Here is a 14,424-nt window from a genome sequence, read left to right as displayed (position 1 = left end):
GCCCCCGCATCCGTCACGCCGCGCCGTCCCGCGCTGCGCCACCCGCCCCGCGCTGCGCAAGATCGCGCTGCAACATGGATGTAGTGGCATCGTCAGCGCCGGAGGCCACTACAACCAGGATCCAGCGCGATCTTGGTCCCTAGGGTCACGGCGAGCGGGTTACGGCGGGCGGGGTGGCGCAGGGCGTGGCGGGTCGGTGGTCAGCGCGGTAGGGCGTCGTCGGTGCCGGCCAGGTAGCCGGCGGCCTGGAGGCCGAAGAGCTCCCGGTAGAGACCGCCGGCCGCCATCAGCTCGTCGTGACTGCCGTGCTGGACGAGCCGACCCCGGTCCATGACGAAGATCCGGTCGGCGTGCCGGACGTTGGCCAGCCGGTGGGTGATCAGGACGACCGCCCGGTCCGGTCGGCGGCGCAGATGCTGGAACAGGGCGTGTTCGGCGCGGGCGTCCAGGGCGGCCGACGGCTCGTCACAGATCAGCAGGGCGGCATCCCGGTAGAGGCCCCGAGCGGCGACCAGGCGCTGCCACTGCCCGCCGGACAGTTCGTGGCCGTCCTTGAACTCCCGGTCGAGCAGGGTGTCGTAGCCGTGCGGCAGGCCGACGATCATGTCGTGGGCGGCAGCCGACGCGGCCGCCTCCTGCACGCTGGGGCCGGGACGGTCCGGCGGGCGGTCGTGCCGACCGACCCGGATGTTCTGCCCGGCGGTGAACGGGAACTTCCAGTATTCCTGCGTCATGACGGCCACCTGCGCGCCGGCGGTACGCGGGTCCAGTTCGGCGACGTCGACGCCGTCCCAGCGGATCACCCCGCCGGTCGGCCGGTAGAGCCCCGCGATCAGTTTGGCCAGGGTGGTCTTGCCGGAGCCGTTCTCACCGACCAACGCGATCACCTCGCCCCGCCGGACGGTCAGGCTGACCCGGTCGACCGCCGGCGCGTCGGTGTCCGGGTAGCGCAGGCTCACCTCGTCCACCTCGATCACGTCGACTCCGTCGGCCGCGCGGTCGCCGCCGATCGGCACGCGGGTGTGGGCGCGGTCGAGGAAGTCCCGGTAGTCCTGGTAGTAGAGGGCGTCCTCGTACAGCGAGTTGGTGGCGACGACCGCCACGCCCAGGCTGGTCCGTGCCGACTGGAGGGCGAGCATGGCGGTCGCCGCGGCGGCGAGGGCGACCATCCCGTTCAGCAGGAGGCCGCCGAGGACCGCGTACAACCCGAAGGTGGCCAGCCCCGCGACGGACGCGCCCATCACGCGGGTGCCGGTCTGCGAACGGACCAGCCGCAACTGGGCCCGGGTCTCGACGGCCATCACCGCTCGGTACTCGGCCAGCAGGAAGTCGCGCATCTGGTAGGCGCGGACCTCCGCGGCGGTGCGTCGGTTGGCCATCAGATGGGCGAGCATCCACATCCGACGTCGCCGGGTGATCCGGGCCAGCATGGCCAGGTACTCCCGGCGGGCCATCCGGACCGCGGTGACCGCCTGCGGCACGGCCGCGAGCAGCAGGAACGGCAGCAGCAGCGGCTCGATGACCGTCACCGCGACCGCGGTGGCGAGCATGCCCACGACGCCGGTGACCAGGTTGACGGTGTGGTCGACGATGTACGCCGCCTCGCCCATCCCCCGGTCCCGCACCCGGTCCATCTCCTCGGCAAACCCGGGGTCGTCGAACGCGGCCAGGTCCACGGCCGTGGTCGCCTCGAACAGCCGCAGCTCGACCTGGTAGTTGATCTGCGGGGTCAACCGTGCCTGCGCCCAGCCGGCCGCGATCGTCAGGCCGCCGCGCGCCGACACCGCCGCCGCTGCCACGATCAGCGCCGGCAGGGCCGAGCGGATCCGGTCCGGGGTGGGACCGGCGGCGAACAGTTCGCGCAGCACGCTGGTCGTGGCGAGCAGGCCGAACGTGGTCATCACTCCGGCGGCGACGTTCAGGCCGATCGAGGCGACGGTGTCCCGCCGGCTGGTGGCCCAGGCCAGCGCGACCGCCTCGCGCACCAGCCGGGGCAGCCGGCGGGCCACCGCCCAGAAGCTGGTGTGGGCGAACTCCCTGGCATGGTGCATCCAGACGGCGTCCTCCAGCTCCGGCAGCATCGGAGGGTCGCGCGGCTGATCGTCGTCCTTCCCGGCGGTGCGCTGGCGGGCCATCGACTCCACGGACCCTCCTCGGGGGCGGCGGGATCACGAACGCCGCCCGACACTACTGCCCGCAACCGTCCGGTGTCTTCAGGTGACCGGCGCGTCGCACGGGTGTGCCAATGGCGTGTCGTCACCGACCGGACGATCCCGAGTCGGCCAGGTCAGGACGGTGGCCTGCCCTCGCTGACCGGCAGCAGCACCCGGAAGGTCGTCCGCCCGGGCTCGGTCTCCACCCGGATGTCGCCGTGGTGCTTGTGCACCACGATCCGGTACGAGATGTCCAGCCCCAGCCCGGTGCCCGCCCCCACCGGCTTGGTGGTGAAGAACGGCTCGAAGATGCGCGGGCGCACGTCGGGCGGAATGCCGGGACCGGTGTCGGTTATCTCCACCGCCAGCAGGTCGCCGACCCGTCCGGTGCGGATGGTCAGCACGCCCTTCTCCCCCATCGCGCCCAGCGCGTTGTCGATCAGGTTGGTCCACACCTGGTTCAGCTCGGCGGCGTACGCGGGGATTGGCGGGAGGCTGCGGTCGTACTCGCGGATCAGCTTGACCTCGGCGGGAATCTTGCCCTTGAACATCACCAGCGTGGCGTCGAGCAGGTCGTGCACGTCCACCACCCGGTGCGGCGCGCGGTCCAACTGGGAGTACTGCTTGGCGGCGCCGACCAGTCCGGAGATCCGGGTCACCGCCTCGTCGATCTCGCGCATCAGCAGCTCGGTGTCGACGGTGTACGTGAGCCAGCGCACCGCCGCCTCCAGGTCCGCCGGGCCGACCGCCGCCTTCACCTGCCCCAGCCAGGCCACGTCGAGCCCACCGCCCACCAGAATGGGCGCCAGGTCCCAGGCGCCGCCCACCCCGTGCTCCTCCAGCCAGTCGGTGAGCGCGTCCTCGGCGTCGGCGGTGGCCATCGGGGTGAGCTTCGGCGCGGTGGCCACCCGGGCCACGGCCTCCTCCTGCAACGCGACCAGGCCGTGCAGCGCCCGGCCGTCCAGCCGGCCGTCGGCGATCATCGCTAGCTTGTGCCGCATCCCGGCGACCCGGTCACGCAGCACCGAGGTGGCCCGCACCGCCGCCCCGGCCGGGTTGTTCAGCTCATGGGTCAGCCCCGCCGAGAGCGAGCCGAGCGCCAGCAGCCGCTCCCGTTCACCAACGATGGTCTGGCTGTCCCGCATGCCGAAGAACAGGCCCTCCAACAGGTGCATCGGCATCGGGAACCAGGACCGCAGGGCGTGCGCGAAATCCTCCGCCGGCAGCACGAAGAAGTCGGAGTCGGTCACCGCCCGCAGACTGTTGCGGTAGACCTGCTCGACCTGGTCTCCCAGGTACGCCTGCACGGCGCCGCCGTACACGCCGCGCTGGTCGGTCCGGCTCACCTCGACGTCGTCGCCGCGCACCTGCCGGCTCAACGCCACCGCGCCCCGCAGCAACACGAAGAAGCAGGTGGCGGCCTCGCCCTCGCCGTACACCAGGGTGCCACCCGCGCGCTGCTCCACCCGGCCGTGCTCGGCCAGCCAGTCGAGCTGCCCGTCGTCGAGCGCCTCGAACAGGAACAGGGTGCGCAACTGCGCGGACGTCAGCCGATCCGACGCGCTGGTCATTGGGCCTCCTTGGTTCGCGACTGCGGGGCTCGCAGACCCGGCTCACTCCTCGCGCTCACTACTGGGCCTCCAGGTAGCGGTGCACGAGCGACACGGCCATGGCGCCCTCGCCGACGGCGGAGGCGACCCGCTTGACCGACTCGGCCCGTACGTCACCGGCGGCGAACACCCCCGGCAGGCTGGTCTCCAGGTGGTACGGGTCGCGCGACAGCGACCAGCCGGGCGGGCGGCGACCACCGGTGATCAGATCCGGACCGGTCACGATGAAACCGCGCCCGTCGCGGATCAGCACCCCGTCCAGCCAGTCGGTCCGCGGCTCGGCGCCGATAAAGATGAACAGCCAGGACGTGTCGACCGAGCGGGCCTCCCCGGTGCGGGTGTCGCACAGGGTGAGTCGTTGCAGGTGGTCCTGCCCGGCGCCGCCGACCACCGCGGTGTGCGGGTGCACGGTGATCTTGTCGATGCGCTCCAGCTGGTCGATCAGGTATCGCGACATCGAGGCGGTCAGGTCGGCGCCCCGGATCAGCAGGTGCACCCGGGCCGCGTACCGGGAGAAGTGCACGGCGGCCTGACCGGCCGAGTTGGCCCCGCCGACGATGTAGACGTCCTGGTCGACGCAGCTCGGCGCCTCGGTGGCGGTGGAGCCGTAGAACACTCCCCGACCGGTGAAGTCCGCCAGCCCGGGGGCGTCGAGCACCCGGTAGGAGACCCCGGTGGCCAGCACGACCGTGTGCGCGGCGATCTCGGTACCGTCGCCGAAGCGCAGCAGCCGGGCGCCGCCGGCCTCGCTCAGACCGACCACCTCCCGGGCGCTGAGCAGTTCGGCGCCGAACTTCACCGCCTGCCGCCGAGCCCGGTCGGTGAGCTGCGCGCCGGAGACGCCGTCCGGAAAGCCCAGGTAGTTCTCGATCCGGCTGCTCTGCCCCGCCTGCCCGCCGGTCGCCCGCCGCTCGACCAGCACGGTGCGCAGACCCTCCGAGGCGCCGTACACCGCGGAGCCCAGGCCGGCGGGGCCGCCGCCGATCACCACCAGGTCGTAGAAGTCGGAGGCCGGCACCACGGTCAGCCCGGCCAGCCCGGCCAGCTCGGCCTCGCTCGGAGCGATCAGCGCCTTGCCCTCGGCGGTCACCACCAGCGGCACGTCCGCCTCGGTGGCGCCGGCGGCGTCGAGCAGCCGGGCGCCCTCCGGGTCGTCGGCCAGCAACCAGCGGTACGGCACCAGGTTGCGCGCCAGGAAGTCGCGGACCTTGAACGACGGCGCCGACCAGCGGTGCCCGACGACCCGGATCTCGGTGCTCGCCGCGTCGGGCGTGACCGCCCACGCCTCCAGCAGGCCGTCCACCACCGGGTACAGCTTCTCCTCCGGCGGGTGCCAGGGCTTGAGCAGGTAGTGGTCCAGGTCGACCACGTTGATCGCCTCGATCGCGGCGTCGGTGTCCGCGTACGCGGTGAGCAGCACCCGGCGAGCGGCCGGGAAGATGTCCATCGCGGCCTCCAGGAACTCGACGCCGGTCATCTCCGGCATCCGGTGGTCGGCCAGCAGCAGCGCCACCTGCTCGCCGCGGAGCTTGACCTCCCGCAGCGCGTCCAGCGCCTCCGGCCCCGAGGCGGCCCGCAGCACCCGGTAGCGCTCGCCGTAACGGCGACGGATGTCCCGGGCCACCGCCCGGGACACCACGGGGTCGTCGTCGACGGTCAGGATCACCGGATTTGCCATGGCGCCCATGAAACCACCTGCCGAAGGTCCGCCGCAGGGCGCGGGGGCCGGGCGGCCGACACAGGGTTGGCCGAGCGCGGGGCGGGTAAGCCGGGTGGCCGCACACCGACGACCCGGCCGGCAGCCGCGCACACCTCGGGGGGCCCATGGCGGACGCGTCGACGACCGGCCCGGCGTCGGACCGGATCGTGGAGCTGCGGGTGCACGGCGTCTCCGGGGCGGGAGCCGACCAGGTGCTGGACCGGCCGCACGTCCACCAGGTCGCCGGGGACCGCAGCGGCGGGTTCTACCGCCCGCGTGAGGCTTATCCGGACGCCAACGGCACCGGCGGGATCATGCTGGAGGCGTACCGGTGGAGCGACCTGCCGTCCGGCACGGCCGTGCGGACGCTGTCGCTGGTGTTCCTGCTGCCGTTCATGCTCTGCAACGTTGCGCTCTGGATGCGCCCGGCGGGCCACGCCTCGAAGCACGGCATCGTCGCGCTGTGCCGGGTGCTGGCGCTCACCCTCACCATGCTCTACGTGCTCTCCATCGTCGGGGTGGCGTTGGACCTCATCGCCTGGCGCTGCATGGGCACCCCGTCCTGCATGACCGGGCGGAGCTGGTTGTCCTGGCTCGGCGGACGCCCGCCCGGGTTGCGCCTCGGCGTGCTGGCGCTGGTGCCGGTCGCCGCACTCGGCGTCGTCTGGTGGCTGGGCGCGCGCCCCAGCCACTCGTTCGACGCGTTCCGGACCCGGGATCCCGCCGCCGCCTCCGAGCACCGGTTGAGCGGCGTCGGCCAGTGGGACGGCACCCCGCTGGTGAGCAGGCTGCGCTCGGTGCACGTCGCCGCCGCGTTCGCCACCCTGGACGGCAGCCTGCTGGCCGCCCGGGACAGTGAGGGGGCGTCCCCGGTGATGCTGGTGCTGGTGATGGCCACCGGCGCGGTGCTGCTCGTCTGCCTGGTCCTGCTCACCACGGTGCGCAGCCTCGACCATCCCGGCCCGTCGGCACGGATCGACGGGCTCACCCGCGGGCTGCGTACGATCGCCTGCGGCCTGACCATCCTGGTGATCGTGCACACGATCATCAGTCCGCAGCCGTGGCCACAGGGGCGTGAGCTGCCCGGGTACGGCGCCACCGTGGCCTGGCTGTTCGTCAGCCAGACCGCGCTGCTGGTCGTGCTGGCCGCGTTGGTCATCTGGCGACGGGGAGGGCCGCCGGGGAGTTCACCGCTGCGCGCGCTGGGCGCGCCGGCCTTCGTCACGGTGGGCGCCGGCCTCGCCGTGGCGTTCTCCGCCGAGCTGGTCTACCGGGTGTCGGACCTGCTGGACCGCGACGGCGAGACCGCGGACCGACTGGCCACCAGCCCGCCACTGGCGTACAAGTGGGCGATCTTCGGGTTCTTCATCGCGGTGCTGACCGCGGTGCTGGTCGGCGGCGTGGGCACGGTGCTGACCCGTCGCGAGCGGAGGCGGTCCGCGGCCGCGATCGTGGCCGCCGACTTCCCGCACGCGCCGCCGGAGGCGACGCAGCGACTTCGCCAGATCGAGCAGGCCGTGGCCCGGGCCCGGTTCACCGAGCGGCTGCCGCCGCTGACCGTGGTCTACGCGGCGTTGGCCGCGGCCGGCCTGGCCACCAGCCTGCTCGGCCTGCTCCAGCTCTATCCCGGTGACGTGATCCAGCGCTACGTCAGGGTGCCCGCCGATCTGGTCAACTTCCTGATCGGGATGGGCAGCTACGCGATCGCCGCGATCGTGCTCGGCCTGGTGATCGGGGGCATCTTCGCGTACCGGACGGCGCAGTTCCGCCGGTACGTGGGCGTGCTCTGGGACCTGGGGACCTTCTGGCCCCGGGCGACGCACCCCTTCGCCCCACCCTGCTACGCCGAGCGGGCCGTACCGGAGCTGACCCGGCGGATCACCTACCTGGTCGAGCGGGGCGAGGCGGTGCTGCTGGCCGGGCACAGCCACGGCTCGGTGCTGCTCGCCGCCACGGTGCTGCAACTGCCGCCCCGGGTTACCGACCGGGTCGCCCTGCTGACCTACGGGACGCCGCTGCAACGGTTGTACTCGCAACTGTTTCCCGCGTACGTCGACGACGAGGTGCTGCGCGAGATCGGCGAGCGGGTCGGCTGGCGCTGGGTGAACCTGTGGCGGGAGACCGACCCCATCGGCGGTTGGATCTTCGCTCCGCACCGCCCCGGCGACCACGCGACGCTGACCGGGCCGGAGGCGACGGTGGACCGCCGGTTGGTCGACCCGCACGGCGTGGTGCCGCCGCCGTACGACAGCGTGCCGCCGCCGATCCTCGGGCACTGGCCCTGCGAGTCGGACGAGGCGTTCGTGGCCGCGGAACAGGAGCTGGTCGACCGGCTGCGCGGGGACCGGCGGCGGCCCGGCTGATCCGGGGGCCGGATATCGTCGTCGGGTGACCGCGTCCAGGCAGCCCGAACGCCGGCTCATCGCCTCGAACAAGAAGGCCCGGCACGAGTACACCGTGCTCCGCACCTACGAGGCGGGCATCGTGCTGGTCGGCACGGAGGTGAAGTCGCTACGGGAGGGGCGGGCGTCGCTGGCGGACGCGTTCGCCCACGAGCGCGACGGCGAACTCATGCTGTACGGCCTGCACATCGCCGAGTACGGCTACGGCAGCTGGACCAACCACACCCCCCGGCGTACGCGCAAGCTGCTGCTGCGCCGGGCCGAGATCGACCGCATCCTGGAGAAGCTCCGCGAGGGCGGGGTGACCCTGGTGCCCCTGTCGATGTACTTCGACAACGGCTGGGCCAAGGTCGAGCTGGCCCTGGCCCGGGGCAAGCGCTCGTACGACAAGCGGCAGACGCTGGCCGAGCGGGACGCCAATCGTGAGATCGCCCGCGAGTTGGGTCGACACCTCAAGGGCCACCCCCGCCAGGTGTGACCCCGATCGCGTGGACACGGCGTGGCGGGCCGCACCTGCGGCCACAAGAAACCCTCGGCGTACGCACCTGCGGCCCCATCTGGCCTTCCCTACCCGCAGATGCGGACGCTAGGGTGAGCCGGTGACGATGTTCCGGATCGGCGAGGCGGCCGACCTGCTGGGCGTGAGCGCCGACACGATGCGCCGCTGGGTGGACGCCGGGCGGCTGCCCGCCGGGCGCGACGAGCACGGCCACCGGATCATCGACGGCGTCGATCTGGCCGCCTTCGCCCGTGCCCAGGCGGCCGACCCGGACGCGGGCGCCGAGCTCTCCTCCGCCCGCAACCGGCTGCGCGGCATCGTCGTCGACGTCCGCAAGGACACCGTGATGGCCCAGGTCGACATCCAGGCGGGCTCGTTCCGCATCGTGTCGCTGATGAGCCGGGAGGCGGTCGACGAGCTCGACCTGCGGGTCGGCTCGGTGGCCGTCGCGGTGATCAAGTCGACCACGGTGGTGGTGGAGCGCGCCGCACCCGCCACCCCGTCCAGGGGAAGGACCGGCGGATGAACCGGCGAGCGACGCGTACGACGGTGGCCGCGCTGGTGGCGCTGGCCGCGCTGGCGGGGGCCGGGTGCGGCGGGGGCGACGAGCCGGCGCCGGCCGCCGGCGCGGACGGCCGGGTCACCGGCACGGTGACCGTTTTCGCGGCCGCCTCGCTGACCGAGTCGTTCACCCGCATCGGCCGGGACTTCGAGGCCGCGAACCCGGGCAGCACCGTCACCCTCAACCTGGCGGGCAGCTCCGCCCTGGCCAACCAGATCAACCAGGGCGCCCCGGCGGACGTGTTCGCCTCGGCCGCCCCACGGAACATGACCACGGTGACCGAGGCCGGCAACGCCGACGGCACGCCGAGCATCTTCGCCCGCAACCAGTTGGTGATCGCGGTGCCCCGGGACAACCCGAAGGGCGTGACCGGGCTGGCCGACCTGACCCGGCCGGGCGTGAAGGTGGCGCTCTGCGCCGAGCAGGTTCCCTGTGGCGCGGCGGCCCGGTCCGCGCTGGACGCGGCCGGGGTCGCGCTGACGCCGGTCACCCTGGAGCAGGACGTCAAGGGCGCGCTGTCCAAGGTGAAGCTCGGCGAGGTCGACGCCGCTCTAATCTACCGCACCGACGCCCGCGCGGCGACGGCGGACGTGACCGGCGTCGAGTTCCCCGAGTCGGCGCGGGCGGTCAACGACTATCCGATCGTGGCGCTGAAGGACGCGCCGAACCAGGCCGGGGCGCGGGCCTTCGTCGCGTACGTCCGCTCGGCGCCGGCGCAGGCGGTGCTCGCCGAGGCGGGTTTCCAAGCTCCGTGAGCCGGGTCCTCGACACCGCCGCACCCCGACGGCGCGGCCGGGTGCCGGCGGCGCTGCTGATCCCGGCCGGGTTGGGGCTGCTCTTCCTCGTCCTGCCGCTGGCCGGGCTGGTCGTACGGGCGCCGTGGACGACGCTGCCGCAGCGGCTCACCGAGCCGGGGGCGCTGACCGCCCTGCGGCTGTCCGTGCAGACCGCGACCCTGGCCACCGTGCTCTGCCTGCTGCTCGGGGTGCCGCTGGCCTGGCTGCTGGCCCGGGTGGAGTTCCCCGGCCGCCGGCTGGTCCGCGCCCTGGTCACCGTGCCGCTGGTGCTGCCGCCGGTGGTCGGCGGGGTGGCGCTGCTGCTGGTCTTCGGCCGGCGCGGGCTGCTCGGCGGGTGGCTCGACGCCACGTTCGGCGTCACCCTGCCGTTCACCACCGCGGGTGTCGTGCTGGCCGAGTCGTTCGTCGCCATGCCGTTCCTGGTCATCGCCGTGGAGGGTGCGCTGCGCGCCGCCGACCACCGCTACGAGGAGGCCGCCGCGACGCTGGGCGCCGACCGGTGGACCACGTTCACCCACGTCACGCTGCCGCTGGTGGGACCGGGGCTGGCCGCCGGCGCGGTGCTCTGCTGGGCCCGGGCGCTCGGCGAGTTCGGGGCCACCATCACCTTCGCCGGCAACTATCCGGGCCGTACGCAGACCATGCCGCTCGCCGTCTACCTGGCGTTGGAGACCGACCTGGAGTCGGCGATCGTGCTCAGCCTGGTGCTCCTCGCCGTCTCGGTGGGCATCCTGGTCGCACTGCGGGACCGCTGGATGGCGGGCCCGTGAGCGCGGCGCTGCTCGACGCCCGGCTCGTCGTCGACCGGGGCACGTTCCGGCTGGACGTGCCGCTGCGGGTCGCGCCCGGCGAGGTGGTCGCGCTGCTCGGGCCGAACGGCGCCGGCAAGACCACCGCGCTGCGCGCGCTGGCCGGGCTGCATCCGCTCACCTCCGGGCACGTCACGCTCGGCGGCGTCGACCTGGACCGGCCGGCGAGCCGGGGCTGGGTGCCCACCGAACGACGGCCGATCGGCGTGGTCTTCCAGGACTACCTGCTCTTTCCGCACCTGAGCGCGCTGGACAACGTGGCCTTCGGGCCGCGCCGGCACGGCGTCGACCGGCGGGCGGCGCGGGCCACGGCTCGGGACTGGCTCGACCGGGTGGGGCTGGCCGGGCACGCGCACCGCCGGCCCCGGCAGCTGTCCGGGGGGCAGGCGCAGCGGGTGGCGCTGGCCCGCGCGCTGGCTGTCGCGCCGTCGCTGTTGCTGCTGGACGAGCCGCTCGCCGCGCTGGACGCGCGGACCCGGCTGGACACCCGCGCGGAGCTGCACCGCCACCTGTCCGCGCACCCGGGGGCGACGGTGCTGGTCACCCACGACCCGCTGGACGCGCTGGCGCTGGCCGACCGACTCGTCATCGTGGAGGGTGGGCGGGTGGTGCAGGAGGGCGACGGCCCAAGTGTCACGGCCCGCCCGCGCACCGACTACGTGGCCCGACTGGTGGGGCTGAACCTCTATCGGGGGCGGGCAGAGGACCACGGCGTGCGGGTCGCGCCGGAGCTGACCCTCACCGTCGCCGAACGCCTGGACGGCGAGGCGTTCGTCGCGTTCCGCCCGGCCGCGGTGGCCCTGCACCCGAGCCGACCGGACGGCAGCCCGCGCAACACCTGGGCGGGCACCGTGGCCGGCGTTCAGCGCCACGGGGACAACGTGCGGGTGCAGGTGGACGGGCCGATCGGGGTGGCCGCGGACGTCACCCCGGCCGCCGCCGCGCAGCTGCGGCTGATCCCCGGCCAGCGGATCTGGGTGGCGGTCAAGGCGAGCGAGACGCACGCCTACCCGGCCACCGGCTGACCCCGGCCCTCGGCGCGGCTGCCGTCAGTGGACGACGCAGGTCGGCGTGGCGGGCGGGCGGCCCACCACCGGGTCAGCCGGCGAGCAGGTCGGCGTGCGCGGCGCGCAGCCGGGCCAGGGCCGGGTCGCCGGCCGGGACGACCCGGCGATCCAGCTCGGCCCACACCTCGGCCAGCGCCGCGCGGACGGCGCCCAGCTCGGCGGCGTGCCGTTGGCTGCTGCGCCGGTGCTGCTCGTCGAGGCGGCGGGCCCAGCCGGCGGTGACCGTTGCGAGCCGGTCCGCGTCGGCGCGGGCCTGCGCGCCACTGCGGGCGGCGACGGCCGGGACGATCGCGGCGACCGGACGGTGATCCCCGTCGCGGGTGACGACGGTGACCTCGTCGGTCAGCTCGGCCAGCGCGACGAGCTGGCTGAACCGGGTGCGCGCCTCGCGCAGCGGCACGGAGCGCGGCGGGTCGGGGTGCGGGGTGAGCGCGGGGACGGCCATGGATGCATGGTGCCGCCGGGGTACGACAGAAACGCCGTCGTCAGTGGACGGTGGGCTGCGCCACGGCCGGCCTGGCCAGCCACTCGTCGGCCAGCACCGACCAGACCTCGAGGTCGATCCGCCCGTGCGGACCCGGGTAGACCTGCCGGAGCGTGCCGTCGTGGCGCAGGCCGAGACGGCGGGCGAGCGCGATGCTGCGGGCGTTGTCGGCGTTGGTGCGCCACTCCACCCGCTGGATGCCGCGCTCGCGTACCGCCCAGTCGACGATCCGGCGGACCGCCGGCGCGACGATGCCGTGCCCCTGCGCCGCCGGCTCCACCCAGCAGCCCACCTCGCAGACGCCCAGCGTGGCATCGAACGACACGAACATGACCCCGCCCACCAGCGTGCCGCGCCACCACAGGCCCCAGATGCCGCCCGCGTCCCGGGCCCAACGATCCGCGTACCGCTGAAGCACCGCCCGGGCCGAGGGCAGGTCGGTGGCGACGAAGGACGGCGACACCCAGGGCTGGATGTGCTCGCGGGCCCGGTCCAGATTGGCGAGGAACTCCTCGGCCCGCCACGGGTCCAGCGGGCGCAGCTCGACCTCCTCGGTCAGCGGCAGGGCGAACACCGGGCCTCCAGGGGTGGGTCGGACGTCGGGTAGCAGGTTCGCACAGGCCCGCCGGCCGGACCCCGGGTGGGGCACGGTCACGCCCGCGCTCAGGCCGGCAGGTGGGTACGCAGTGCGGTGAACTGGGACACGGTCAGGTACGACGGGTTCGCCCCCTGCGGCTGACGGAACACCTCCAGGACGGCGAGCCGGTCGTCGGCGCGCAGCAACCGCCGGGGCACCCGGTCCTGCTCGGCGAGGATGGGCAGGTCCAGCGGCACCGACCAGGGCTGCCCCGGCGGCCCCGGCTCCGCCACCCCGGTGACCCGGCCGACTCCCCACACTCCGTACCGCAGCCGGCCGCGGCTGCCGCTGGCCCAGAAGACCACCGGCTGCCCCGCGCGCATCAACCGTGCCCGGTACCCGGGTCGTACGCACCAGCTGGTCACCAGGGGCTCGCGGGCGAACCGGGAGGCCAGGTCGACGGCGTCGGCGTTGCCCTTGATCACCCAGGCGCCCAGGTCGTCGAGGCGCACCCGTGGCTCGGTCATGTCCCCATCGTGCCCGCCCGGCCGACGACCCAATCAGATGATCATGTGGGTCCAGTAGCTGAGCCAGAGCACGAACAGCGCGCCCTGCACCAGGGCGAGAGTCGCGGTCAGCCACACGTCGACGGTGGCGCGGCGTGCCCAGCGGGCCAGCACCAGGGCGACCGGGAAGGCGGCGAGCAGGTAACGCAGCAGACTCTTGTAGACCGCCGGGCCCATCGACAGCGGCACGAACACCATGAGCAGGCCGTACACCAGGTAGGCCACCTCCCGGCGACGGAACCCGGCGACGAGCACGGCCAGCACGGCCACGGCGAACCAGACCCGGGCCGCGTCGCGCGCCTCCCCGGCCAGCCCGCCCAGCAGCACCGGCACCGGATTCTGCACCGTGATCCCCCACCCGACCTGCTGGGCGTGCTGGTAGGCGAACCAGTCCCCGCCCCGCCACCGGCAGAACGCCATGAACGTGAACCACCCGGCGGGCAGCAGCAGCAGCGGCCAGCCGATCCGCAGGTAACCGAGCAGGGCGCGCGGGCCGAGCCGCCAGTCGTGCTGGCGCAGCAGCACCAGGGCCAGCGGCAGCGCGACCACCAGGCCGACCGACCGGCTCATCGCCAGGAAGTAGCCGAGCACGCCGACCAGCAGCCACTGGCGGCGTTCCGCGTGATAGAACGCGGCCAGCGCGAGGCAGACGAAGAGCGACTCGGTCAGCGCGGCCTGGAACAGGAAGGCCGTGGGCAGCAGCACCAGGTACCGGGTGAACCGGCGGGCCGCGTCGGGGTCGCCGAGCAGCAGCTCGGCCAGTCGGTAGCCGTACCAGAGGGCCAGCAGGAACGCGACGTTGCTGATCAGCAGCAGGGCCAGAGCGTTGTCGCCGCCGAGCAGCGCGCCGACCGGCCGGGCCAGGAACGGATAGAGCAGCGGGAAGCCGAAGTCCCGCCACGGTCCGGTCAGCGGCAGCTCACTCAGCCGCAGGTAGAGCAGCGCGTCCCAGGCGAACCAGAAGGAGATCCACCGGTGCCCGGACACCTCCCGCTGCTGCGTCCACATCAACGTCTCGTCGGCCGGCGGCGCGCCGGGGATGCCGTCCCAGGCGTGCAGCACCAGGAGCCCGACCAGGGTCAGCAGCAGCTTCGCGCCGAGAAAGAGGCCGATCAGGTACGGCCATGGCGCCGGCACCCGGCGGGCCAGCCGTACGCCGGCCTGCGCCGTCCCGGCCAGCCAGGCGGCCAGCGCCGTTC

13 protein-coding genes are annotated in these 14,424 nt (G+C 73.8%); 6 read left to right on the top strand and 7 right to left on the bottom strand.

All coding sequences use genetic code 11. The features are described from left to right. Positions 1-200: 200 nt before the first annotated feature. The 3 genes from EAD89_RS27245 to EAD89_RS27235 all read right to left on the bottom strand — a co-directional run bounded on the left by EAD89_RS27245 (position 201) and on the right by EAD89_RS27235 (position 5,450). Positions 201-2,135 (bottom strand): ABC transporter ATP-binding protein, encoded by a 1,935-nt coding sequence (locus EAD89_RS27245; protein ID WP_233579204.1) that lies wholly within the window; start codon positions 2,133-2,135, stop codon positions 201-203. Positions 2,136-2,287: 152 nt separating this feature from the next. Beyond that, on the bottom strand, positions 2,288-3,724 hold the full coding sequence (locus tag EAD89_RS27240; protein ID WP_121677711.1) for an ATP-binding protein: 1,437 nt from the start codon (positions 3,722-3,724) through the stop codon (positions 2,288-2,290). Positions 3,725-3,782: 58 nt separating this feature from the next. Next, on the bottom strand, positions 3,783-5,450 hold the full coding sequence (locus tag EAD89_RS27235; RefSeq protein ID WP_233579198.1) for an FAD-dependent oxidoreductase: 1,668 nt from the start codon (positions 5,448-5,450) through the stop codon (positions 3,783-3,785). 137 nt (positions 5,451-5,587) lie between these two features. On the opposite strand from EAD89_RS27235, the gene EAD89_RS27230 reads away from it, so the two are divergent. The 6 genes from EAD89_RS27230 (at position 5,588) to EAD89_RS27205 (ending at position 11,556) form a co-directional block, all read left to right on the top strand. After that, positions 5,588-7,825: a hypothetical protein gene (locus EAD89_RS27230; RefSeq protein ID WP_121677710.1), complete on the top strand. Its 2,238-nt coding sequence runs from the start codon at positions 5,588-5,590 to the stop codon at positions 7,823-7,825. Between the two features lie 25 nt (positions 7,826-7,850). Further along, positions 7,851-8,342, top strand: a complete 492-nt coding sequence (gene smpB / locus EAD89_RS27225; protein WP_121677709.1) for an SsrA-binding protein SmpB — start codon at positions 7,851-7,853, stop codon at positions 8,340-8,342. Positions 8,343-8,463: 121 nt separating this feature from the next. Beyond that, positions 8,464-8,889: a molybdopterin-binding protein gene (locus tag EAD89_RS27220; RefSeq protein ID WP_121654927.1), complete on the top strand. Its 426-nt coding sequence runs from the start codon at positions 8,464-8,466 to the stop codon at positions 8,887-8,889. After that, complete coding sequence (gene modA / locus EAD89_RS27215; RefSeq protein WP_121677708.1) at positions 8,886-9,680, top strand: molybdate ABC transporter substrate-binding protein; 795 nt, start codon at positions 8,886-8,888, stop codon at positions 9,678-9,680. The genes EAD89_RS27220 and modA overlap by 4 nt, the downstream gene beginning before the upstream one ends. Next, on the top strand, positions 9,677-10,492 hold the full coding sequence (locus tag EAD89_RS27210) for an ABC transporter permease (RefSeq protein ID WP_121677707.1): 816 nt from the start codon (positions 9,677-9,679) through the stop codon (positions 10,490-10,492). The genes modA and EAD89_RS27210 overlap by 4 nt, the downstream gene beginning before the upstream one ends. Further along, positions 10,489-11,556 (top strand): ABC transporter ATP-binding protein, encoded by a 1,068-nt coding sequence (locus EAD89_RS27205; protein WP_121677706.1) that lies wholly within the window; start codon positions 10,489-10,491, stop codon positions 11,554-11,556. The genes EAD89_RS27210 and EAD89_RS27205 overlap by 4 nt, the downstream gene beginning before the upstream one ends. Positions 11,557-11,629: 73 nt before the next feature. On the opposite strand, the gene EAD89_RS27200 is transcribed toward EAD89_RS27205, so the two are convergent. The 4 genes from EAD89_RS27200 to EAD89_RS27185 all read right to left on the bottom strand — a co-directional run bounded on the left by EAD89_RS27200 (position 11,630) and on the right by EAD89_RS27185 (position 14,416). Then, positions 11,630-12,043, bottom strand: coding sequence for a type II toxin-antitoxin system Phd/YefM family antitoxin (locus EAD89_RS27200; protein ID WP_121677705.1), 414 nt, complete (start codon positions 12,041-12,043; stop codon positions 11,630-11,632). A gap of 40 nt (positions 12,044-12,083) precedes the next feature. Beyond that, entirely contained in the window at positions 12,084-12,656 is a 573-nt protein-coding gene (locus EAD89_RS27195; RefSeq protein WP_121677704.1) for a GNAT family N-acetyltransferase, read from the bottom strand. Between the two features lie 89 nt (positions 12,657-12,745). Further along, positions 12,746-13,186, bottom strand: a complete 441-nt coding sequence (locus tag EAD89_RS27190; protein ID WP_121677703.1) for a hypothetical protein — start codon at positions 13,184-13,186, stop codon at positions 12,746-12,748. A 33-nt stretch (positions 13,187-13,219) separates the two neighbouring features. After that, entirely contained in the window at positions 13,220-14,416 is a 1,197-nt protein-coding gene (locus EAD89_RS27185) for a hypothetical protein (protein ID WP_233579200.1), read from the bottom strand. Between the last annotated feature and the right edge of the window lie 8 nt (positions 14,417-14,424).

This window comes from Micromonospora sp. BL4, from assembly GCF_003667505.1.
GTDB lineage: Bacteria > Actinomycetota > Actinomycetes > Mycobacteriales > Micromonosporaceae > Micromonospora.
Note: the sequence above shows the minus strand (reverse complement) of the source record. Positions and strands in the feature narration are given on the sequence as shown.

Excerpts from the sequence above, each read along its gene's own strand:
- EAD89_RS27245 (WP_233579204.1), bottom strand. The coding sequence starts at position 2,135 with ATGGCCCGCCAGCGCACCGCCGGGAAGGACGACGATCAGCCGCGCGAC.
- EAD89_RS27240 (WP_121677711.1), bottom strand. The coding sequence starts at position 3,724 with ATGACCAGCGCGTCGGATCGGCTGACGTCCGCGCAGTTGCGCACCCTG.
- EAD89_RS27235 (WP_233579198.1), bottom strand. The coding sequence starts at position 5,450 with ATGGGCGCCATGGCAAATCCGGTGATCCTGACCGTCGACGACGACCCC.
- EAD89_RS27230 (WP_121677710.1), top strand. The coding sequence starts at position 5,588 with ATGGCGGACGCGTCGACGACCGGCCCGGCGTCGGACCGGATCGTGGAG.
- modA (WP_121677708.1), top strand. The coding sequence starts at position 8,886 with ATGAACCGGCGAGCGACGCGTACGACGGTGGCCGCGCTGGTGGCGCTG.
- EAD89_RS27200 (WP_121677705.1), bottom strand. The coding sequence starts at position 12,043 with ATGGCCGTCCCCGCGCTCACCCCGCACCCCGACCCGCCGCGCTCCGTG.
- EAD89_RS27190 (WP_121677703.1), bottom strand. The coding sequence starts at position 13,186 with ATGACCGAGCCACGGGTGCGCCTCGACGACCTGGGCGCCTGGGTGATC.